This window comes from Cellulomonas sp. (assembly GCF_035634735.1).
In the GTDB taxonomy this organism is placed as follows: domain Bacteria; phylum Actinomycetota; class Actinomycetes; order Actinomycetales; family Cellulomonadaceae; genus Cellulomonas.
Window position 1 is genome coordinate 1 of sequence record NZ_DASQCJ010000142.1, and the last position, 22,092, is coordinate 22,092.

General features: G+C 74.2%; 20 protein-coding genes and 1 pseudogene. 16 read left to right on the forward strand and 5 right to left on the reverse strand.

What is annotated here, in order from left to right:
* Window positions 1–2,469, forward strand: a 2,469-nt coding sequence (gene uvrA, locus VER05_RS12505) for an excinuclease ABC subunit UvrA (protein ID WP_324845675.1), incomplete at its 5' end; no start/stop codon positions are given.
* 9 nt (window positions 2,470–2,478) lie between these two features.
* Here the strand turns inward: uvrA and VER05_RS12510 are convergent.
* Entirely contained in the window at window positions 2,479–3,000 is a 522-nt protein-coding gene (locus VER05_RS12510; RefSeq protein WP_324845676.1) for an OsmC family protein, read from the reverse strand.
* A 77-nt stretch (window positions 3,001–3,077) separates the two neighbouring features.
* Here VER05_RS12510 and uvrC point away from each other — a divergent pair, with 77 nt between their 5' ends.
* The 9 genes from uvrC (at window position 3,078) to VER05_RS12555 (ending at window position 12,261) form a co-directional block, all read left to right on the forward strand.
* A complete protein-coding gene (gene uvrC, locus VER05_RS12515) occupies window positions 3,078–5,204 on the forward strand; it encodes an excinuclease ABC subunit UvrC (RefSeq protein WP_324845677.1) in 2,127 nt (708 codons plus the stop codon).
* Window positions 5,201–6,148, forward strand: coding sequence for an RNase adapter RapZ (rapZ, locus tag VER05_RS12520; protein ID WP_324845678.1), 948 nt, complete (start codon window positions 5,201–5,203; stop codon window positions 6,146–6,148). Before uvrC ends, rapZ begins: the two co-directional genes overlap by 4 nt.
* On the forward strand, window positions 6,145–7,125 hold the full coding sequence (locus VER05_RS12525; RefSeq protein ID WP_324845679.1) for a uridine diphosphate-N-acetylglucosamine-binding protein YvcK: 981 nt from the start codon (window positions 6,145–6,147) through the stop codon (window positions 7,123–7,125). The genes rapZ and VER05_RS12525 overlap by 4 nt, the downstream gene beginning before the upstream one ends.
* Window positions 7,126–7,129: 4 nt before the next feature.
* Entirely contained in the window at window positions 7,130–8,110 is a 981-nt protein-coding gene (whiA, locus tag VER05_RS12530; protein WP_166939093.1) for a DNA-binding protein WhiA, read from the forward strand.
* A gap of 232 nt (window positions 8,111–8,342) precedes the next feature.
* A complete protein-coding gene (gap, locus tag VER05_RS12535) occupies window positions 8,343–9,347 on the forward strand; it encodes a type I glyceraldehyde-3-phosphate dehydrogenase (protein WP_147796636.1) in 1,005 nt (334 codons plus the stop codon).
* A 135-nt stretch (window positions 9,348–9,482) separates the two neighbouring features.
* Window positions 9,483–10,673 carry a phosphoglycerate kinase gene (locus tag VER05_RS12540; protein WP_324845680.1) on the forward strand — a complete coding sequence of 397 codons (1,191 nt, stop codon included), beginning with the start codon at window positions 9,483–9,485 and terminating at the stop codon, window positions 10,671–10,673.
* Window positions 10,674–10,678: 5 nt separating this feature from the next.
* Window positions 10,679–11,467 carry a triose-phosphate isomerase gene (gene tpiA, locus VER05_RS12545; protein ID WP_324845681.1) on the forward strand — a complete coding sequence of 263 codons (789 nt, stop codon included), beginning with the start codon at window positions 10,679–10,681 and terminating at the stop codon, window positions 11,465–11,467.
* A 182-nt stretch (window positions 11,468–11,649) separates the two neighbouring features.
* Window positions 11,650–11,892, forward strand: a complete 243-nt coding sequence (gene secG / locus VER05_RS12550) for a preprotein translocase subunit SecG (protein ID WP_146837079.1) — start codon at window positions 11,650–11,652, stop codon at window positions 11,890–11,892.
* Window positions 11,893–11,904: 12 nt separating this feature from the next.
* On the forward strand, window positions 11,905–12,261 hold the full coding sequence (locus VER05_RS12555) for an RNA polymerase-binding protein RbpA (RefSeq protein ID WP_147796638.1): 357 nt from the start codon (window positions 11,905–11,907) through the stop codon (window positions 12,259–12,261).
* A gap of 238 nt (window positions 12,262–12,499) precedes the next feature.
* On the opposite strand, the gene pgl is transcribed toward VER05_RS12555, so the two are convergent.
* From pgl to tal, 4 genes are read right to left on the reverse strand one after another with little or no spacing between them, the layout of a single operon-like run.
* Entirely contained in the window at window positions 12,500–13,282 is a 783-nt protein-coding gene (gene pgl / locus VER05_RS12560) for a 6-phosphogluconolactonase (RefSeq protein WP_324845682.1), read from the reverse strand.
* Window positions 13,279–14,199: a glucose-6-phosphate dehydrogenase assembly protein OpcA gene (locus tag VER05_RS12565; RefSeq protein ID WP_324845683.1), complete on the reverse strand. Its 921-nt coding sequence runs from the start codon at window positions 14,197–14,199 to the stop codon at window positions 13,279–13,281. Before VER05_RS12565 ends, pgl begins: the two co-directional genes overlap by 4 nt.
* A complete protein-coding gene (zwf, locus tag VER05_RS12570) occupies window positions 14,196–15,737 on the reverse strand; it encodes a glucose-6-phosphate dehydrogenase (protein ID WP_324845684.1) in 1,542 nt (513 codons plus the stop codon). Before zwf ends, VER05_RS12565 begins: the two co-directional genes overlap by 4 nt.
* Window positions 15,734–16,852, reverse strand: a complete 1,119-nt coding sequence (gene tal / locus VER05_RS12575) for a transaldolase (RefSeq protein WP_324845685.1) — start codon at window positions 16,850–16,852, stop codon at window positions 15,734–15,736. The genes zwf and tal overlap by 4 nt, the downstream gene beginning before the upstream one ends.
* A 331-nt stretch (window positions 16,853–17,183) precedes the next feature.
* Here tal and VER05_RS12580 point away from each other — a divergent pair, with 331 nt between their 5' ends.
* The 6 genes and pseudogenes from VER05_RS12580 to VER05_RS12605 all read left to right on the forward strand — a co-directional run.
* On the forward strand, window positions 17,184–18,137 hold the full coding sequence (locus VER05_RS12580; RefSeq protein ID WP_324845686.1) for a heme o synthase: 954 nt from the start codon (window positions 17,184–17,186) through the stop codon (window positions 18,135–18,137).
* Window positions 18,138–18,168: 31 nt separating this feature from the next.
* The gene (locus VER05_RS12585; RefSeq protein ID WP_324845687.1) at window positions 18,169–19,176 is read left to right on the forward strand and encodes a site-specific tyrosine recombinase XerD; all 1,008 of its coding nucleotides are present in this window, start codon (window positions 18,169–18,171) and stop codon (window positions 19,174–19,176) included.
* A 29-nt stretch (window positions 19,177–19,205) separates the two neighbouring features.
* Window positions 19,206–20,072, forward strand: a complete 867-nt coding sequence (locus VER05_RS12590; RefSeq protein WP_324845688.1) for an AAA family ATPase — start codon at window positions 19,206–19,208, stop codon at window positions 20,070–20,072.
* On the forward strand, window positions 20,056–21,018 hold the full coding sequence (locus VER05_RS12595) for a segregation and condensation protein A (protein ID WP_414647620.1): 963 nt from the start codon (window positions 20,056–20,058) through the stop codon (window positions 21,016–21,018). Before VER05_RS12590 ends, VER05_RS12595 begins: the two co-directional genes overlap by 17 nt.
* Window positions 21,015–21,701: an SMC-Scp complex subunit ScpB gene (gene scpB, locus VER05_RS12600; RefSeq protein WP_324845689.1), complete on the forward strand. Its 687-nt coding sequence runs from the start codon at window positions 21,015–21,017 to the stop codon at window positions 21,699–21,701. The genes VER05_RS12595 and scpB overlap by 4 nt, the downstream gene beginning before the upstream one ends.
* Window positions 21,701–22,092 (forward strand): annotated as a pseudogene (locus VER05_RS12605) (hypothetical protein); the annotation flags it as partial. The gene scpB and the pseudogene VER05_RS12605, both read left to right, overlap by 1 nt.

A 22,092-nucleotide genomic window follows, 5' to 3' on the forward strand; every position in this document is an offset into this window, starting at 1 on the left:
CCGCAGCAGATCGTCGACCGGCTGCTCGAGCTGCCCGAGGGCACCCGCTACCAGGTGCTCGCGCCGGTGGTGCGCGGCCGCAAGGGCGAGTACGCCGACCTGTTCAAGGAGCTGCAGGCCAAGGGCTTCGCCCGCGCCCGCGTGGACGGCGAGGTCGTGCAGCTCTCCGAGCCGCCGACGCTGGAGAAGAAGCTCAAGCACGACATCGAGGTCGTCATCGACCGGCTCGTCGCCCGCGAGGGCGTGCAGCGCCGGCTCACCGACTCGGTGGAGACCGCGCTCGGCCTGGCCGGCGGCCTGCTGGTGGTCGACATGGTCGACCTCGACGCGGACGACCCGGAGCGCGAGCGCCGGTTCTCCGAGAACCGCGCCTGCCCGAACGACCACCAGCTCACGCTGGACGAGATCGAGCCCCGCACGTTCTCGTTCAACGCCCCCTACGGCGCCTGCCCCGAGTGCACCGGCATCGGCTCGCGCCTCGAGGTCGACCCCGAGCTCGTCGTCCCCGACGACGACCTGTCGCTCCGCGACGGCGCGGTGGCCCCGTGGGCGCAGATCTCCTCCGAGTACTTCGAGCGGGTGCTCACCGCGCTGGCCGACGACCTCGGGTTCTCGATGGACCAGCCGTGGCGGGCGCTGCCCGAGCGCGCCCGCAAGGCGGTGCTGTACGGCGAGAACCACAAGGTGCACGTCAAGTACAAGAACCGCTGGGGCCGCGAGCGGCAGTACTCCACGGGCTTCGAGGGCGTGGTGACGTTCCTCGAGCGCCGGCACGGCGAGACCGAGTCCGAGTGGAGCAAGGAGAAGTACGAGGCCTACATGCGGGAGGTGCCGTGCCCCGTCTGCGACGGGACCCGGCTCAAGCCCGAGGTGCTGGCCGTGCGCGTCGGCGGCAAGTCCATCGCCGAGGTCTGCGCGCTGCCCATCCGCGAGGCCAAGGAGTTCCTCGACGCCCTCGAGCTCGGCGTGCGCGAGCGGCAGATCGCCGAGCAGGTGCTCAAGGAGATCCAGGCCCGCCTCGGCTTCCTGCTCGACGTCGGCCTGGACTACCTGTCGCTCATGCGCGCCGCGGCCACGCTGTCCGGCGGCGAGGCCCAGCGCATCCGCCTCGCGACCCAGATCGGCTCCGGCCTGGTCGGCGTGCTGTACGTGCTGGACGAGCCGTCGATCGGCCTGCACCAGCGGGACAACCGCCGCCTGATCGACACGCTGACCCGGCTCCGCGACCTCGGCAACACGCTGATCGTCGTCGAGCACGACGAGGACACCATCCGCACCGCGGACTGGATCGTCGACGTGGGCCCGGGCGCGGGCGAGCACGGCGGCAAGGTCGTGCACTCCGGCGACCTCGCCGGCCTGCTGGCGTCCCGCGAGTCGATGACCGGCGCGTACCTGTCCGGCCGCCGGTCGATCCCGATGCCGGCGCAGCGCCGCAAGGTCGACAAGAAGCGCCAGGTCACCGTGCACGGCGCCCGCGAGCACAACCTCAAGAACGTCGACGTGTCGTTCCCGCTCGGGACGTTCACCGCCGTCACCGGCGTGTCCGGCTCCGGCAAGTCGACGCTGGTGAACTCGATCCTCTACACGGTCATGGCCAACGAGCTGAACGGCGCCCGCCGGGTCGCCGGCCGGCACAAGCGGGTCAGCGGCCTGGACCAGCTGGACAAGGTCGTGCACGTCGACCAGGGCCCGATCGGCCGCACCCCGCGGTCGAACCCGGCGACCTACACCGGCGTCTGGGACCGGATCCGCAAGCTGTTCGCCGAGACGACCGAGGCGAAGGTCCGCGGCTACACCGCGGGGCGGTTCTCGTTCAACGTCAAGGGCGGCCGCTGCGAGGCGTGCTCCGGCGACGGCACGCTGAAGATCGAGATGAACTTCCTGCCGGACGTCTACGTCCCCTGCGAGGTCTGCCACGGCGCGCGGTACAACCGCGAGACGCTCGAGGTGCACTTCAAGGGCAAGACGGTCGCGGACGTGCTGGACATGCCGATCGAGGAGGCCGCGGAGTTCTTCGCCGCGGTGCCCGCGATCGCCCGGCACCTCACGACGCTCGTCGACGTCGGCCTCGGCTACGTCCGGCTCGGCCAGCCCGCGCCGACGCTGTCCGGCGGCGAGGCGCAGCGCGTCAAGCTCGCGACCGAGCTGCAGCGCCGGTCGACCGGCCGCACGGTCTACGTGCTGGACGAGCCGACGACGGGCCTGCACTTCGAGGACATCCGCAAGCTCCTCGGCGTGCTGCAGGGCCTGGTCGACAAGGGCAACAGCGTGATCGTCATCGAGCACAACCTCGACGTCATCAAGAACGCCGACTGGGTCATCGACATGGGCCCCGAGGGCGGCTCCGGCGGCGGCACGGTCGTCGCGCAGGGCACGCCCGAGCAGGTCGCCCGCGTGGCGGCCAGCCACACCGGGAAGTTCCTGGCGGAGGTGCTCGACGAGCCGGCCGCGGAGCGCGCGAGCGCCTGAGCCCGGGCGTCAGCCCGCCGAGCCGGCGCCCGCGGTCTCCAGGACCGCCGGCGCCGGCTCGGTGAGCACGGGGAACGTCACGGACCGGGCGATGAAGCAGTGCTCGTGCGCGCGGCGGTGCAGGTCGGCCAGCTGGGCGTCGAGCCCGGCGCCGTCGGCGGCCGCCGACCCGCCCGGCCGCACGGTCACGAGCGGGCGCAGGACGGCCTGGGTGAACTGCCCGTGGCCCGCCGCCTCGACCCGCATGGTGCCGGTGGCCCGGTCCGCGTAGCCGACGACCGTCACGCCCGACGTGGCGGCGAAGTGGAGGAACCAGAGCATGTGGCACTCGGCCAGCGCGGCGACGAGCAGCTCCTCGGGATTGTGCCGCGCCGGGTCGCCCCGGAACGCCGGGTCGGCCGACGCGAGGACAACCGGCTTGCCCGCGACCCGCACCTCGTGGTCGCGGCTGTACGCGGCGTACCCGGTGGTGCCCGTCGCGCCCGCGCCCGTCCAGACGACGTCGGCGGCGTACTCGTGCAGCAGTCCCATGCGGGCGACGGTACCGGCGCGCGCGGGCGCGGGCCTCGCGACCGCGGCTGTCGGTCCGGCGAACTACGGTGGCACGCATGGCTGACCCCGCCACCTACCGCCCCGCGCCCGGGGAGATCCCCGACCAGCCCGGCGTCTACCGGTTCCGAGACAAGGACGGCCGGGTCGTCTACGTCGGCAAGGCCAAGAGCCTGCGGTCCCGGCTGAACTCGTACTTCCAGGACGTCGCGGGGCTGCACCCGCGCACGCAGCAGATGGTGACCACCGCGGCGTCGGTGCAGTGGACGGTCGTCGGCACCGAGGTCGAGGCGCTGGCGCTCGAGTACTCCTGGATCAAGGAGTTCGACCCGCGGTTCAACGTGAAGTACCGCGACGACAAGTCGTACCCGTACCTCGCCGTCACGCTGGCCGACCAGTTCCCGCGGGTGCAGGTGATGCGCGGGGCGAAGCGGCCCGGCACCCGGTACTTCGGCCCGTACGCGCACGCCTGGGCGATCCGGGAGACGGTCGACCTGCTGCTCCGGGTGTTCCCGGTGCGCACCTGCTCCGCGGGCGTGTTCAAGCGCGCGAAGCAGCAGGGTCGGCCGTGCCTGCTCGGCTACATCGACAAGTGCTCCGCGCCCTGCGTCGGGAAGATCTCGCAGGAGGACCACCACGTCCTCGCGGAGGAGTTCGCCGACTTCATGGCGGGCGACACCGCCCGGTTCACCAAGCGGCTGACGCAGCGCATGCAGGAGGCGTCGGCCGAGCTCGACTTCGAGCGCGCCGCCCGGCTCCGCGACGACATCGGCGCCCTCAAGCGCGCCACCGAGAAGAACGCGGTCGTGCTGTCCGACGGCACGGACGCGGACATCTTCGCTTTGGCGGGCGACGAGCTCGAGGCCGCGGTCCAGGTGTTCCACGTCCGCGGCGGCCGGATCCGCGGCCAGCGCGGCTGGGTGGTCGAGAAGGTCGAGGACCTGTCGGACGCCCAGCTCGTCGAGCACCTGCTCCAGCAGGTCTACGGGGACGTGCCCGGCGGCGACCCCGCCGCCGCCTCGGGCGCGGCCGCTGGCTCGGTGCCGCGCGAGGTCCTGGTCCCGGTCCTGCCCGACGACCTCGAGCAGGTGCAGACCTGGCTGTCCGGGCTGCGCGGCAGCCGGGTGCAGGTGCGCGTCCCGCAGCGCGGCGACAAGCACGAGCTCGCGGAGACGGTCCGGAAGAACGCCGAGCACGCGCTGGCGCTGCACCGCACCCGCCGCGCCGGCGACCTGACGACCCGCAGCCAGGCGCTGCAGGAGATCCAGGAGGCCCTCGGCCTCGACTCCGCGCCGCTGCGCATCGAGTGCTACGACGTGTCGCACAACCAGGGCACGTACCAGGTGGCGTCGATGGTGGTGTTCGAGGACGGCCTCGCCCGCAAGAGCGAGTACCGCACGTTCGGCATCCGCGGCCCCGAGGGCACGGGCGCGCGCGACGACACCGCGGCGATGCACGAGGTCATCACCCGCCGGTTCCGCCGGTACCTCGCCGAGCGCGAGCAGGCCGGCGACCTGGAGCTCGGGCTGGGGGAGGACCAGGTCGCGGAGGCGCTGGCCGACGCCGACGCCGGCCCGGTGCGGTCCGGCCCGATCGACGAGACCACCGGCCGCCCGCAGCGGTTCGCCTACCCGCCCAACCTCGTGGTCGTCGACGGCGGCCCGCCGCAGGTCGCGGCCGCGGCGGCCGCGCTGGCCGAGCTCGGGATCGACGACGTCGCCCTGTGCGGCCTGGCCAAGCGCCTGGAGGAGGTGTGGCTGCCGGGGGAGGACTACCCGGTGATCCTGCAGCGCTCCTCGGAGGGGCTGTACCTGCTGCAGCGCGTCCGCGACGAGGCGCACCGGTTCGCGATCACCGCGCACCGGAAGAAGCGCAGCAAGGGGATGACGGTGTCGGCGCTCGACACGGTGCCGGGGCTCGGCCCCGCGCGGTCGGCGGCGCTGCTCAAGCACTTCGGCTCGCTCAAGCGGCTCAGGGCCGCCACGGCGGAGGAGATCGCGACGGTGCCCGGCATGGGCGCGCGCACCGCGGCGGCGGTGGTGGCCGCGCTGGCCGGGCCGGCAGACGCGGCGGCGCCGGCGCCGGCGGATGCGCCCGTCCCGGCGCCGGCGGACGGGGCGGTGCCGGAGCCCGCGGCCGACGCGCCGCGGCCGACCGCCGACACGCCTGGCATGCTGGGCGCATGAGCGACGAGATCTCGCCGATCACGGTCCCCCACGGCATCCCCGCGATCGAGGCGGCCACGCCGGCGCCCCGGGTCCGGCAGCCCCACGTCCTGATCATCACCGGCATGTCCGGCGCGGGCCGCACCCGCGCGGGCGCGGTGCTGGAGGACATGGGCTGGTACGTCGTCGACAACCTGCCCGCGCAGATGCTGACGCACCTCGTCGGCATGCTGACCCACGGCGGGCCGCCGAGCGCGGACCTGCGCATCGCGGCCGTGGTCGACGTCCGCGGGCGGGAGTTCTTCGCCGACCTGCTGGCGGTGCTCGCGCAGCTCCGGGAGTCGGGCATCGACTACCGGATCCTGTTCCTCGACGCCTCGGACGAGGTCCTGGTCCGTCGGTACGAGCAGGTCCGCCGCCCGCACCCGCTGCAGGGCGAGGGCCGGATCCTCGACGGCATCACCGCGGAGCGCAGCCTGCTGTCCGACATCCGCGAGCGGGCGGACGTGCTGATCGACTCCTCGGAGACGAACGTGCACGAGCTGGGCCGGATCGTCCGCGCCGCGGTGTCCGTGGAGCAGGAGGAGGAGGCGCTGCGGGTCAACGTGCTGTCCTTCGGGTTCAAGTACGGCATCCCGCTCGACGCGGACCACGTCGTCGACGTCCGGTTCCTGGCCAACCCGTACTGGATCACCGAGCTCCGGCACATGTCCGGCCGGGACGCCCCGGTGCGCGACTACGTGCTGGGCCTGCCCGGCGCGGTCGACTTCGTGGACCGGTACGTCGACGCGCTGGAGCCCGTGCTCGCGGGCTACCTCGCGGAGGAGAAGCGCTACGTGACGATCGCGGTGGGCTGCACGGGCGGCAAGCACCGCTCGGTCGCGATCAGCGAGGCCATCGCCGAGCGGCTCCGGTCCCGGGGGCAGCGCGTCACCGTGGCCGCGCGCGACCTCGGCAAGGAATGAACCCGTCCCGCGACGGGCACCCCGCGTTCGTCGCGCTCGGCGGCGGGCACGGGCTGTCCGCCTCCCTCTCGGCGCTGCGGCGGGTGACGGACCGGCTGACGGCCGTCGTGACGGTCGCGGACGACGGCGGCTCGTCCGGCCGGCTGCGCGACGAGCTCGACGTGCTCCCGCCCGGGGACCTCCGCATGGCGCTGTCCGCGCTGTGCGACGACTCCGACTGGGGCCGCACCTGGCGCGACGTGCTGCAGCACCGGTTCACGTCGGCCGGCGACCTGGACCAGCACGCCGTCGGCAACCTGCTGATCGTCGCGCTGTGGGAGCTGCTGGGGGACACGGTCGACGGGCTCGACTGGGTGGGCCGGCTGCTCGGCGCGCGCGGCCGGGTGCTCCCGATGGCCGCGGTGCCGCTGGCGATCGAGGCGGACGTGCGCCGCCCGGACGGCACGCTCGAGCTGGTGCGGGGCCAGAGCCAGGTCGCGGTCGCGCGCGACCACATCGAGGGCGTCCGGCTGGTGCCCGACCGCCCCCCGGCGCTGCCCGAGGCGGTCGCGGCGGTCGAGGCCGCGGACTGGGTCGTGCTCGGCCCGGGCTCCTGGTACACCTCCGTGATCCCGCACCTGCTGGTGCCGGAGCTGGCGGAGGCGCTGCACCGCACCCGGGCCCGCAAGATCGTGCTGCTCAACCTCAGCCCCGACGCGGAGACCGCCGGCATGGGCCCGTGCGAGCACCTGGACGCGCTGCGGCAGCACGCGCCGGACCTCCGGCTGGACGCCGTCATCGCGGACCCGGGCGCCGTGGAGGACGTCGACGAGCTCGAGGAGCGCACCCGCGCGCAGGGCGGCCGGCTGCTGCTGCGGCAGGTGCGGCGCGGCGACGGCACGTCCCGGCACGACGCGCTGCGGCTGGCCGCGGCGATCAGCGACGTGGTCGAGGGCTACCTCGGCGACGTCGGCGCGCCCCGCGGGATGGCAGGATGACGGCATGGCTCTGACGGCACAGGTGAAGGACGAGCTTGCGCGGCTCCAGGTCGACAAGACGTCGTGCCGGAAGGCGGAGGTGTCGGCGACGCTGCGGTTCGCGGGCGGGCTGCACATCATCTCGGGGCGGATCGTCATCGAGGCCGAGCTCGACACCGGCATGGCGGCGCGCCGGCTGCGCACCGCGATCGCCGAGGTGTACGGCCACCAGTCCGACGTGATCGTGGTGTCCGGCGGCGGGCTGCGCCGCGGGAACCGGTACGTCGTGCGCGTCGTGAAGGACGGCGAGTCGCTCGCGCGGCAGACCGGCCTGCTGGACAACCGCGGGCGCCCGGTGCGCGGGCTGCCGCCGCAGATCGTGTCCGCCGGCGTGCAGGAGGCCGAGGCGGCCTGGCGGGGGGCGTTCCTCGCGCACGGCTCGCTGACAGAGCCCGGCCGGTCCTCGGCGCTCGAGGTCACGTGCCCCGGGCCGGAGGCCGCGCTGGCGCTGGTCGGCGCGGCGCGGCGGATGCAGATCCCCGCGAAGGCCCGCGAGGTGCGCAACGTCGACCGCGTGGTCATCCGCGACGGCGACGCGATCGCCGCCATGCTGGCCCGGCTCGGCGCGCACGACACGCTGCTGGTCTGGGAGGAGCGCCGGGTCCGCCGCGAGGTGCGCGGCACCGCGAACCGCCTGGCCAACTTCGACGACGCGAACCTGCGCCGGTCGGCGCGGGCCGCGGTCGCCGCGGGCGCGCGGGTCGAGCGGGCGTTCGAGATCCTGGGCGCCGACGTGCCCGAGCACCTGCGGGAGGCGGGGGAGCTGCGGCTCGCCCACAAGGAGGCCTCGCTGGAGGAGCTCGGCAAGCTCGCCGACCCCGTGCTCACCAAGGACGCGGTGGCGGGCCGGATCCGCCGCCTGCTGGCGACGGCCGACAAGCGCGCGGCCGACCTCGGCATCCCGGACACCGAGTCCGGGCTGAGCCCCGACCTGCTGGACCTCTAGCAGGCGTCGGGGTCCCGGGTGGACAGCCGTCCGCACCACGGACGGCCCGCCCCCCGGCCAGACCTAGGTCCCTGCGCCACCCTGCGCTCGGGTATAGGCTCTAGGCCATCCGGAGATGTTCTGAGGGTCAAGATCGTGTGACCGCGGCGTTTCCGGAGCGCACACCGGCGTGCGCAGTCCATCACCGCAACAGTGTGCGCTGGCCTGTGCCGGCGCGTGCCGAGGAGGGCAAGTGACCATCAAGGTCGGCATCAACGGCTTCGGCCGCATCGGGCGCAACTTCTACCGGGCCATCGTGGCGTCGGGCGCCGACATCGAGATCGTCGGCGTCAACGACCTGACGGACAACAAGACGCTGGCTCACCTGCTCAAGTACGACACCGTGCTGGGCCGCTTCCCGCTGAGCGTCGACTTCGACGACGACAACATCATCGTCGACGGCAAGAACATCCGTGCCCTCGCCGAGCGCGACCCGGCCAACCTCCCCTGGGCCGAGCTGGGCGCCGACATCGTCATCGAGTCGACCGGCTTCTTCACGGACGCCGAGAAGGCCAAGGCGCACATCGCCGCCGGTGCCAAGAAGGTCATCATCTCCGCCCCGGCGAAGAACGAGGACGGCACCTTCGTCGTCGGCGTGAACCACGAGTCGTACGACCCGGCCACGCAGCACATCATCTCGAACGCGTCGTGCACCACGAACTGCCTCGCCCCGCTGGCGAAGGCGCTCAACGACTCGATCGGCATCGAGCGTGGCCTCATGACCACGATCCACGCCTACACGGGTGACCAGAACCTGCAGGACGGCCCGCACAAGGACCTCCGCCGCGCCCGCGCCGCCGCGCAGAACATCGTCCCGACCTCGACCGGCGCCGCCAAGGCCGTCGCGCTCGTGCTGCCGGAGCTCAAGGGCAAGCTGGACGGCTACGCCCTGCGCGTCCCGACCATCACCGGCTCGGCGACCGACCTCACCTTCACCGCCTCCAAGGAGGTCACGGTCGAGCAGGTCAACGCCGCGGTCAAGGCTGCCGCCGAGGGCCCGCTCAAGGGCGTCCTGGCGTACGTCGAGGACGAGATCGTGTCCTCCGACATCGTCACCGACCCGCACCAGAGCATCTTCGACTCGAAGCTGACCAAGGTGTCGGGCGACCTGGTGAAGGTCGTCTCCTGGTACGACAACGAGTGGGGCTACTCCAACTCCCTCGTGACCCTCACCTCCTACGTCGGCGAGCGTCTCTGACCCTCAGCCGTCCGTAGCGACGCACATGCGCCCGCGCACGCCGGGGTCGGCTTCCGACCCCGGCGTGTCGCGGGCGCCGTCATGGACAGCCCCGGTCGTCGGCCCCGACGGCCCCGCGGAGCAAGGTAGGCAAGCATGAAGACCATCGAGGACCTCGGCGACCTGCGCGGCAAGCGCGTGCTCGTCCGTTCCGACTTCAACGTGCCGCTCGACGGCACGACCATCACCGACGACGGCCGCATCCGCGCCGCGCTGCCCACGCTGAAGGGCCTGCTCGACGCCGGCGCCCGCGTGGTCGTCACCGCGCACCTCGGCCGCCCGAAGGGCGAGCCCGACGCCAAGTACTCGCTGGCCCCGGTCGCCGCCCGCCTGGGCGAGCTGCTCGGCCAGCCGGTCGCCCTCGCGGAGGACGTCGTCGGCGAGTCGGCCAAGGCCACGGTCGCGGCGCTCGAGGACGGCCAGATCGCGCTGCTCGAGAACATCCGGTTCGACGCGCGCGAGACCTCCAAGGACGAGGCCGAGCGCGGCGCGCTGGCCGACGAGCTCGCGGCCCTCGCGGACGCGTTCGTGTCCGACGGCTTCGGCGTCGTGCACCGCAAGCAGGCGTCGGTCTACGACGTCGCGCTGCGCCTCCCGCACGCCGCGGGCCAGCTCGTCCTCACCGAGGTCGAGGCGCTGCGCAAGGCCGTCGAGGACCCGGAGCGCCCCTACGTGGTCGTGCTCGGCGGCTCGAAGGTCTCCGACAAGCTCGGCGTCATCGCGAACCTGCTGACCAAGGCCGACAAGCTGCTCATCGGCGGCGGCATGGTCTTCACCTTCCTCAAGGCCCAGGGCCACGAGGTCGGCTCCTCGCTGCTCGAGGAGGACCAGGTCGAGACGGTCAAGGGCTACCTCGCGCAGGCGCAGGAGTCCGGCGTCGAGATCGTGCTGCCCGTCGACATCGTCGCGGCCGACGGCTTCGCCGCCGACGCCCCGCACGAGACCGTCGACGCGGACAAGATCCCGGCCGGCAAGATGGGCCTGGACATCGGCCCGAAGTCGGGCGAGCTGTTCCGTGCCGCGATCCTCGACGCGAAGACCATCGCCTGGAACGGCCCGATGGGCGTGTTCGAGTTCCCGGCGTTCGCCGAGGGCACCAAGGCCGTCGCGCAGGCGCTCGTCGACACCGACGGCTTCTCCATCGTCGGCGGCGGCGACTCGGCCGCGGCGGTCCGTCGCCTCGGCTTCGACGAGGCCGGCTTCGGCCACATCTCGACCGGCGGCGGCGCGTCGCTGGAGCTCCTCGAGGGCAAGACCCTCCCCGGCATCGCGGTCCTGGAGGACTGATCCACATGGCACGTACCCCCCTCATCGCGGGCAACTGGAAGCTCAACCTCGACCACCACGAGGCCGTGCACCTGGTGCAGAAGCTCGCGTGGACGCTGAAGGACGCCAAGCACGACTTCGGCACCGCCGAGGTCGTCGTCCTGCCGTCGTTCACCAACATCCGCTCCGTGCAGACCCTGGTCGACGCGGACAAGCTGGCGATCGGCTACGGCGCGCAGGACGTGTCCGCGCACGCCTCGGGCGCCTACACCGGCGAGGTCTCGGCGGCGCAGCTCGCCAAGCTCGGCGTCACCTACGTGGCCACCGGCCACTCGGAGCGCCGCGAGTACCACGCCGAGTCCGACGCGGTCGTGGCGGCCAAGACGGTCGCGGCGCTCGGCGCCGGCATCACCCCGATCGTCTGCGTCGGCGAGGGCCTGGAGATCCGCAAGGCGGGCACCCACGTCGAGTACACCCTCGCGCAGCTCGAGGGCTCCCTGGCCGGCGTCACCGCCGAGCAGGCGCCGACCGTCGTCATCGCCTACGAGCCCGTCTGGGCCATCGGCACCGGCGAGGTCGCGACCCCCGAGGACGCGCAGGAGGTCTGCGCGGCGATCCGCGGCAAGCTCGCCGAGCTGTACTCGGCCGAGGTCGCCGACGCCGTGCGCGTGCTCTACGGCGGCTCGGTGAAGTCCGGCAACGCCGCGCAGATCATCGGCAAGCCCGACGTCGACGGCGCGCTCGTCGGCGGTGCGTCGCTCGACGCCGAGGAGTTCGCCAAGATCGCGCGCTTCCAGGAGCACGCGGGCGCCTGAGCCACCCGGGCCGGGGCGCGCGGCGGCAGCACGCCGGCGCGCGCCCCGGCCGACCGGGCGACCCGCGGCCCGATCTGGCCTGTCGTGCTGGATTCCTGCGCCGCGCGTCGCCTACCCTGGACCGCGGTCCACCCGACCGACCCCGCCCGGGGTCCCCGACAGCGAGAAGAGCCAGACCCGCCGTGACAGCCCTCACCATCGCCCTCCAGGTCCTCCTGGTGGTCACGAGCCTGCTGCTCGTCCCGCTCGTCCTCCTGCACAAGGGCAAGGGCGGCGGCCTGTCCGACATGTTCGGCGGCGGCATCACCAGCAGCGCCGGGTCCTCCGGCGTGGCCGAGCGCAACCTCAACCGCATCACCGTGGGCGTCAGCCTCGTGTGGGCGGTCGTGATCGTGCTGCTCGGTCTCATCGAGCGCGTGAGCTGAGGGAGAGACCTCATGGCGAGCGGAAGTGCGATCCGGGGGTCCCGCGTCGGCGCGGGCCCCATGGGCGAGGCCGAGCGCGGCGACGCCGCGCCCCGCGTGTGGATCTCCTACTGGTGCGCGAACGGCCACGAGACCCGGCCGTCCTTCGCGGAGGAGGCCGCCGCCGAGGCGCCCGAGACCTGGGACTGCCCGCGCTGCGGCTTCCCGGCCGGCCAGGACGAGGCGAACCCGCCGTCGCCCGTGCGCAACGAGCCGTACAAGACCCACCTGGCCTACGTGAAGGAGCGCCGGTCCGCCGAGGACGGCGAGGCGATCCTGGACGAGGCGCTGGCCGCGCTCCGCGCCCGCCGGCGCGGCGGGGTGCGCTAGAGCAGCACCCGCACGAACGCACGAGGGCCCCGCAGCACCAGCTGCGGGGCCCTCGCGGCGTCTCCGGGAGTGGCCGAGTTCGGCAGTTCGATGCCGAGTTCGGCAGTCCGAGGTGCCGAAGTCGGTGCCGGACTGCCGAACTCGGCGGATGAGGGGCCGCCGCGCGGGGGAGGGGCGGACGAGCGAGGGCCCCGCAGCACCGTGGCTGCGGGGCCCTCGTCGTTCCGGGGAGTGCGCGCTACGCCGCGCCCGGGGCCGCGCCGACCTCCGACACCGCGGCCGCGTCGACGAGCCAGAGCGTCGCCTCCGTGCCGCGGGCGCCCGCGGCCGGCGTCGTCGCCACCGGCGCGTCGGACAGCGCCGACGCCACCGCGCCGGCCTTCTCCGCGCCCGCCGCCACGACCCACACCTCGCGCGCCGCGCGGAGGGACTCGAACGTCAGCGAGACCCGCTCGGGCGGCGGCTTGGGGGAGCCGTGGATCCCCACGGTCGGGACGCCGGTGACGTCCACGCCCTCGTGCCCGGGGAACAGCGACGCCACGTGCCCGTCCGGGCCCATGCCGAGCATGAGCACGTCGAACGTCGGCACGTCGGCCCCCTCGGGCGCGAACGCGGCGAGCTCGGCGGCGTAGGCCGCGGCCGAGTCCTCCGGGGTCGCGACGCCCGCGGCCGGGTCGAGCGGCGGCATCGGGTGCACGTTCGCCGCCGGGAGGGCGTCGCCCAGCCCGTCGATGAGCGCGGTCCGCGCCTGGGTCTCGTTCCGGTCGCCGTCGCCGTCGGGCAGGAACCGCTCGTCGCCCCACCACAGGTGCACGCCGGTCCAGTCGACGGCCCCGGCCGCCGGGGACGACGCCACGGCGGCGAGCGTCTTGATCCCCACCGTCCCGCCGGTGAGCACGACGTGCACGGGCGCGGCGGCCGACTGCAGGTCGACGAGCCGCGTGATCAGCCGCGCGGCCGTGGCCTCGGCGAGCGTGCCCGCGTCCGGGTGCACGAGCACCGTGCGCGGCGCCCCCGTCACGCGCCCACCTTCGTCAGGCCCTTGCGCAGGACCTCGCCGTAGACCTCGTCGGCGTCGAGCCGGCGCAGCTCCTCGGCGAGGCACTCCCGCAGCTGCCGGATCGGCAGGGCGATCCGGTGCTCGGGCTGGTCGGGCTGGCGCAGCGCGGCGGTCTTGCCGTCGGGCCGGTCGAGCACGATCGGGCCGGACTTCCGCTCGAGCCGCACCTGGGTGATCGCCGGGGCGTCGGCCTGGCGCTCGATGTCGACCGGGCAGTTCAGCGCCCAGCCCAGCCACGCCGCCATGAGGTCGACGGACGGGTGGGTGCTCTCGCCGGCCACGACCGCGCGGGTGACGGGCTCGTACGGCGGCTGGTCGAGCGTCGCGGCGATCAGGCCGCGCCACAGGGTGGTGCGGGTCCACGCGAGGTCGGTGTCGCCCTCGGCGTAGCCGCCGGCGAGCCGGTGCAGCGCGTCGGACGGGCTGCTGCACTCGGTGGTGTCGGTGATCCGGCGCCGCGCCAGCTGGCCGAGCGGGTGCTGCGACGGGTCGTCGGGCACCTGGTACGGCCACCAGGCGACGATCGGTGCGTCCGGCAGCAGCAGGGGGAGCACCAGGGTGTCCAGGTGCCGGGCCTGCGCGGCCGACGGGTGCAGCAGGACGACCTCGGAGGCGCCGGCGTCGCCGCCGAGCCGGATCTGCGCGTCGAGCTCGGAGTCGGCGGCCTCGGGGCCGGACTCGGTGAGCACGATGACGCGGCAGGGGTGCTCGCGGCTCGCGTCGTTCGCGGCCGCGATGGCGTCCTCGGGGTCGTTGGCGCCGACGTCGATGAGGAGCGTCAGCACGCGCCCGAGGGCGACGGCGCCGCCCTCCTCGCGCTCCTGCACCAGCCGCTTGTTGATGTCGCGGGTGGTCGTCTTGGGCAGGTCGATGATCACGGTCGCCTCCAGGTCCGTCCGTCGCGCTCCATCATGCGGTCGGCCGACTCCGGCCCCCAGGTGCCGGCGCGGTACGGCTCCGGCTTGCCCTTCGACGCCCAGTAGGACGTGATCGGGTCGAGGATCTTCCAGGAGAGCTCGACCTCCTCGTGCCGCGGGAACAGCGGCGGGTCGCCCAGCAGGACGTCGAGGATGAGGCGCTCGTAGGCCTCGGGGGACGACTCGGTGAACGCGTGGCCGTAGCCGAAGTCCATCGTGACGTCGCGGACCTCCATCGCGGTGCCCGGCACCTTGGCGCCGAACCGCAGGGTGACGCCCTCGTCGGGCTGCACCCGGATGACCAGGGCGTTCTTGCCGAGCTCCTCGGTCGCGGTCGACTCGAAGGGCAGGTGCGGCGCCTTCTTGAACACGACGGCGATCTCGGTCACGCGGCGGCCGAGGCGCTTGCCGGTGCGCAGGTAGAACGGGACGCCGGCCCAGCGCCGGGTGTCCACGTCGACGCGGATCGCGGCGAAGGTCTCGGTGGTCGAGTTCGGGTCGAAGCCGCCCTCGTCGAGGTAGCCGACGACCTTCTCGCCGCCCTGCCAGCCCTCGGCGTACTGCCCGCGGGCGGTGTGCTTGCCGATGTCCTTGGGCACGCGGACCGCGGAGAGGACCTTGATCTTCTCGGCGGTCAGGTCGTGCGCGTCGAACGTGACCGGCTCCTCCATGGCCGTGAGGGCCAGGAGCTGCAGCAGGTGGTTCTGGATGACGTCGCGCGCGGCGCCGATGCCGTCGTAGTACCCGGCGCGGCCGCCGACGCCGATGTCCTCGGCCATCGTGATCTGCACGTGGTCGACGTAGTTGGCGTTCCAGATCGGCTCGAACAGCTGGTTGGCGAACCGCAGCGCCAGCAGGTTCTGGACCGTCTCCTTGCCGAGGTAGTGGTCGATCCGGAACACATCGTCCGGGTGGAACACCGAGGACACGACGTCGTTCAGCTCGCGGGCCGACTGCAGGTCGTGCCCGAACGGCTTCTCGATGACGACGCGGCGCCAGGCGTCCTCGACGGACTCGGACAGCCCGGAGCGGGCGAGCTGCTTGCACACGACCGGGAACGCGCTCGGCGGGACCGACAGGTAGAACGCGTGGTTGCCGCCGGTGCCGCGGGTGACGTCGAGGTCCTCGACGGTCTGCCGCAGCCGGTCGAACGCGTCGTCGTCGTCGAAGGTGCCCTGGACGAACCGGATGCCCTCGGACAGCTGCCGCCAGGTCGACTCGCGGAACGGGGTGCGCGCGTGCTCCTTCACGGAGTCGTGCACGATCTGCGCGAAGTCCTGGTCCTCCCAGTCGCGCCGGGCGAACCCGGTGAGCGCGAAGCCGGGCGGGAGCAGGCCCCGGTTGGTGAGGTCGTACACCGCGGGCATGAGCTTCTTGCGGGCGAGGTCGCCGGTGACCCCGAAGATCACCAGGCCCGAGGGCCCGGCGATCCGGGGGAGCCGGCGGTCGCGCGGGTCGCGGAGCGGGTTGTGCTCCGGGGTGACCTTCGCGGGCCTCACTCGGCCACCTGCTCCAGGCCGCCGCGGACGGTGTCGAGCAGCTCGGCCCAGGACTTCTCGAACTTGTCGACGCCCTCGCGCTCGAGCTGGTCGGTGACCTCGTCGATCGCGATGCCCAGGGCGCCGAGCGCGTCGATCACGCGCTGCGCCTCGGCCTGGGTGCCGGTGACGGTGTCGCCGCGGAAGTCGCCGTGGTCGTGCACCGCCTGCAGCGTGGCCTCGGGCATGGTGTTGACGACGCCGGCGACGACGAGCTCGTCGACGTAGCGCGTGTCGGGGTAGGCCTTGTCCTTGACGCCGGTGGACGCCCAGAGCGGGCGCTGCGGCTTCGCGCCGGCGGCGGCGAGGGCCTGCCAGCGCTCGCCGGCGACGACCTCCTCGTACACGCCGTAGGCGAGCCGGGCGTTGGCGATGGCGGCCTTGCCGCGCAGGTCGGCGGCCTCGGGGGAGCCGATCTCGTCCAGCCGCGGGTCGATCGCCGCGTCCACGCGGGACACGAAGAACGACGCCACGGAGGCGATCGGCGCGAGGTCGTGGCCGTTGGCCTTCGCCCGCTCCAGGCCCTCGACGAACGCGTCGAGCACGGCGCGGTACCGGTCGAGGGAGAAGATCAGCGTGACGTTGACGCTGATGCCGTCCGCGAGCACCTCGGTGATGGCCTTCAGGCCGTCGAGCGTGGCGGGGATCTTGATGAACAGGTTCGGCCGGTCGACGGTGGACCACAGCGCGCGGGCCGAGTCGACGGTCGCCTGGGCGTCGTGCGCGAGGCGCGGGTCGACCTCGATCGACACGCGGCCGTCCACGCCGTCGGTGGCGTCGTAGACGGGGCGCAGCACGTCGGCGGCCTCGCGCACGTCGTCGGTCGTGATCGCGAACACGGCGCCGTCCACGTCGGTGCCCTGCGCCCGCAGCTGCTTCAGCTGCTCGTCGTAGGACTCGCCCTTGGCCAGCGCGCTCGCGAAGATCGTCGGGTTGGTCGTCACCCCGACCACGCGACGCTGCGCCACGAGGTCCCGCAGGTTCCCGGTGCGCAGCCGCTCCCGGGACAGGTCGTCCAGCCATACCGCGACGCCCGCGTCGGCCACCTGGTCGAGCGGCGTGATGCCCTCTGTCATCGTCGTGCCACCTCACTTCTCGCCCCGGACTCCGGGCCGGGGCGTCGACGGTCGGGCCCGTCCTGACCAGGCCGGGCGCCGCTCACGCCCGGACCTGATTCCCCCGGGGCCGGGCGTGCCTTTCGAGCCTAGACCCGCAGGGCGGGGGTCCGCCGTCCGGTCCACGCCGTGGGGCCCCGGGGCGACGGACGTCACACGACCGGGACCCTGGTCCCAGGCGGTTCACGGCCGCACCTGCTGCCCGGGGGGCCGTACGATGGTGAGCGATCATCCGCGGGGCCGTCCGGCCGGCGCGGTCTTGCGACGGGCGGAGGACCGGAGCGTGCGCACGATGAGCCCAGCCGCTCCCGCCGGGGCCTCGTCGCGGGCCCCGGGCGCCCAGGCCCAGGACGGCCGCAGCGCGCTGCGCCGCCGCCTCGCCGCCTACGTCGCGCTCACCAAGCCGCGGGTCATCGAGCTGCTGCTGGTCACGACGCTGCCGACGATGATCCTGGCGCAGGGCGGGTTCCCGCCGATCGGGCTGGTGCTGGCGACGCTGGTCGGCGGCGCGGCCGCGGCCGGCGCGGCGAACGTGCTCAACTGCTACCTCGACCGCGACATCGACCAGGTGATGAACCGCACCAAGCGGCGGCCCCTGGTCACGGGGGAGATCACCCCGCGGGCGGCGCTGCTGTTCGGCCTGGCGCTCGGCGTCGGCTCGCTGCTCTGGCTCGCGCTGCTGGTCAACGTGCCGTCCGCGCTGCTCACCGGCGGCGCGATCCTCATCTACGTCGTCGGCTACACGATGATCCTCAAGCGGCGCACGCCGCAGAACATCGTGTGGGGCGGCGCCGCCGGCTGCATGCCGGTGCTCATCGGCTGGTCCTCGGTGACCGGTGGGCTGTCCTGGGCGGCGGTGCTGCTGTTCGGCGTGATCTTCTTCTGGACGCCGCCGCACTACTGGCCGCTGTCGATGAAGTTCCGCAAGGACTACGCGGCCGCGGGCGTCCCGATGCTGCCGGTCGTCGCGGCCGAGTCGAAGGTCGCGAAGGAGATGATCGCGTACACCGTCGCGATGATCGCCTGCTCGCTGCTGCTGGTCCCCGTCGCCGGGATGACCTGGGTGTACGCGGTCGTCGCGACCGTCCTCGGCGTGTGGTTCCTCTGGTCGAACATCGCGCTGTACCGTCGCGCCCAGGACCCGAGCCGCGGCAGGCTCCGCGCGATGTCGGTGTTCCACGGGTCGATCACGTACCTGTCGCTGCTGTCGGTCGCGGTGGCGGTCGACGTCTTCCTCCCGCTCTGACCCACCGGAGGGACCGCGGGGAGGCACCGGGATGACGGACGAGCAGCCGCCCGCCGCGCTGCGCGCCGCCCTGGACGGCTACCTCGCGCACCTGACCGTCGAGCGCGGCCTGTCCGCCAACACGCTGGCCGCCTACCGGCGCGACCTGACCCGGTACGTCGAGCACCTCGCCGCCGCGGGCCGCGCGTCCGTGGCCGAGGTGGCGGAGTCCGACGTCGAGGACTTCCTCACCGCCGTGCGGACCGGCGCGGACGGCCGGGCCGTGCTGTCGGCGTCGTCGGCGAAGCGCGCCGTCGTCGCCGTGCGGGGCTGGCACCGGTTCTCGGTGCTGGAGGGGCTGACCGCCGCCGACCCCGCGCGGGCCGTGCGCCCGCCCAAGCAGTCGCAGGTGCTGCCCAAGGCCATCGGCACCGACGAGGTGCTGCGGCTGCTCGAGGCCGCGTCGCTCGGCGACGGCCCGGTGCCGCTGCGGGACCGGGCGCTGCTGGAGCTCGTCTACTCGACCGGGGCGCGCATCTCGGAGGCCGTGGGGCTCGACGTGGACGACCTGGACCTCACCGAGGGGCGCGCGGCGGTCCGCCTGCTCGGCAAGGGCAGCAAGGAGCGGGTGGTCCCCGTGGGGGCGTACGCCGTCGAGGCGCTGGAGGCGTACCTGGTGCGGGCCCGGCCCACGCTGGCCGCCGCCGGGCGCGGGGGAGCCGCGGTGTTCCTCAACACCCGCGGCGCCCGGCTGTCCCGGCAGAGCGCGTGGGCGGTGCTGCGCACCGCCGCCGAGCGCGCGGGCCTGCCGGGCGCCGACCACGTGTCCCCGCACACGCTGCGGCACTCGTTCGCGACGCACCTGCTCGCCGGCGGGGCGGACGTCCGGGTGGTGCAGGAGCTGCTGGGGCACGCCTCGGTGACGACGACGCAGATCTACACGAAGGTGACGCCGGACACGCTGCGCGAGGTGTACGCGACCAGCCACCCGCGCGCCAGGCGGGACGGCGCCGTCCGGGCCGCGGCGGGCGCCGCGCGCACCGGCGCGGGAGACGGCTGACCGGCCGGGTGCTCCGGTAGGTTGTGCGGGTGGCACGCGAGGAGACGACCGAGATCGCAACCGACCCGGTGGGCAGGCCCCTGCCCGACTTCCCCGTCCCCGCGCCGCTCGCCGCCCACGGTCCCGCCCGCGTCATCGCGATGTGCAACCAGAAGGGCGGCGTCGGCAAGACGACCACCACGATCAACCTCGCCGCGGCGCTGGCCGAGTACGGCCGCCGGGTGCTGATCGTCGACTTCGACCCGCAGGGCGCGGCGTCGGTCGGCCTGGGCGCCAACCCGCACGAGCTCGACCGCACGGTGTACGACCTGCTGGTCGACCGGCACGCGCGGGTCGAGGACCTGATCCGGCCGACGGAGATCCCCGGCCTGGACCTGCTGCCGGCCAACATCGACCTGTCCGCCGCCGAGGTGCAGCTGGTCAGCGAGGTCGCCCGCGAGTCGATCCTGTCCCGCGTGCTGCGGCCCGTGCTGGACGACTACGACGTCGTGCTGGTCGACTGCCAGCCGTCGCTGGGCCTGCTGACCGTCAACGCGCTGACCGCGGCGCACGGCGTGCTCATCCCGCTGGAGTGCGAGTTCTTCGCGCTGCGCGGCGTGGCGCTGCTGGTCGAGACGATCGAGAAGGTCCGGGACCGGCTGAACCCGCGCCTGGAGGTCGACGGCATCCTCGCCACGATGTACGACCCGCGCACCCTGCACGCCCGCGAGGTCGTGGCCCGGGTGTACGAGGCGTTCGGCGACACGCTGCTGCACACCGTCATCGGCCGCACGGTGAAGTTCCCGGACGCGTCGGTGGCCGCGGAGCCGATCACGACGTACGCGCCGACGCACGCCGGGGCGCACGCGTACCGGCAGCTGGCGCGGGAGCTCGTCGCCCGTGGCGACGCCGCCTGAGACGGCGCCGACCGCCGAGGCCGTTGCCGCCGTCCCCGGCGGACCCGGTGCGCCCGACGACGCGCCGCGGCCCGGGTCCGGCGCCTTCGAGGTGCACCTGGAGAACTTCTCCGGGCCGTTCGACCTGCTGCTGGGGCTGATCTCCAAGCACAAGCTCGACATCACCGAGGTCGCGCTCGCCGCGGTCACGGACGAGTTCATCGCCCACATCCGGGCCGCCGAGCGGGCGGAGGCCGCGGGCGGCCGGCCCTGGGACCTCGGGCAGGCGTCCGAGTTCCTGCTGGTGGCGGCGACGCTGCTCGACCTCAAGGCCGCGCGGCTGCTGCCCGCGGGCGAGGTCGAGGACGCCGAGGACCTGGAGCTGCTGGAGGCGCGCGACCTGCTGTTCGCGCGGCTGCTGCAGTACCGCGCGTACAAGGTGGTGGCCGCCGACATCGGCACCCGGCTCACCGAGCAGGGCCGCCGGCTGCCGCGCACCGTGCAGCTCGAGCCGCACCTCGCGGCGATGCTGCCGGAGCTGATCTGGCAGATCGGGCCGGCGGAGCTCGCGGCGCTGGCCGCCAAGGCGCTCGCGCCGCCGCCCCCGCCGCCCGGGGTGGACCTGAGCCACCTGCACGCGCCCGCCGTGAGCGTGCGGGAGCAGGCCGCGGTGCTCGCGGACCGGCTGCGGCACGGCGGCGCGGCCTCGTTCCGGACGCTGACCGCGGACGCCGACTCGACGCTGCTCGTCGTGGCGCGGTTCCTCGCGCTGCTGGAGCTGTTCCGGGAGGGCGCCGTGGCGTTCGACCAGGTGACGCCGCTGGGCGAGCTGACCGTGCGGTGGACCGGGGCCGAGGACGGCGACGTGGCGGTGGCCTCGGACTTCGACGAGGGCGACGACGTGCCGGCGGCGGTGGCCGCGGGCGCCGCCGCCCCGGTGGCCGGAGAGCAGGGGGAGGACGCATGACCGACGACCCGACGGCAGCGGTGCCCGGCGGCGTGCCCGCGGACGGGCTCGGCGAGGGCGAGCTGCCCCCCGAGCCCGCGACGGAGGCGCCCGACGTGCACGACCTGCCCGGCGGCGCCCTCGCGGCGCTGGAGGCCGTGCTGATGGTCGCCGACGAGCCGATCCCCGCTGTGCGCCTCGCCACGGTGCTCGGCCTGCCCACGGGCGAGGTCGTCGACCTGCTGCGCACCCTCGCCGAGGAGTACCGCGGCGAGCACGGCGGCCGCCCCCGCGGGTACGAGCTGCGCCAGGCCGGCGAGGGCTGGCGGGTCTACTCGGCGCCGGCGTTCCACCAGGTCGTCGGGCAGTTCGTGCTGGACGGCCAGACGGCGCGGCTGACCCAGGCCGCGCTGGAGACGCTGGCCGTGATCGCGTACCGGCAGCCGGTGACGCGCGGGCAGGTCTCGGGCGTCCGCGGGGTCAACGTGGACGGCGTGGTGCGCACGCTGACGGCCCGCGGGCTGGTCGCCGAGGCCGGCACCGACCCGGGGTCGGGTGCGCTGCTGTACCGGACCACGGGATACTTCCTCGAGCGGATGGGCCTCACGAGCCTCGACGAGCTGCCCCCGCTCGCCCCGTACCTGCCCGAGATCGACGCGTTCGACGGGCTGGACGGGGCCGCAGTGACGACAGGAGACGTGTGATGAGTGCAGCAGGGCAGGGCGGCCGCGGCCGCGGCAACTCGGGCGGCGGTGCCCGCGGGGCCGGCGGGTCCGGCGGGCGGTCCGGCGGCGCCGGGCGCGGCGGCGCCGGCCAGGGCGGCGGCCGCTCCGGCGGCGCCGGGTACGGCGGCGGGCGGTCGGGCTCGGGCGCGGGTCAGGGCGGCGGCTACGGCGGCGGGCGGTCGGGCTCCGGCGCGGGCCAGGGCTACGGCGGCGGCTCCGGCGGCCGGCCCGGGTCGGGCCGCCCCGGCGCGTCCTCCTCGGGTCGCCCGGGTGCGTCCTCGTCCGGCCGCGTGGCCGGCACCGGCCGTCCCGGCGCCTCGCGCACCGGCGGCGGCACCCGGTCCGGTGCCCCTCGTGGCGCCGACACCGG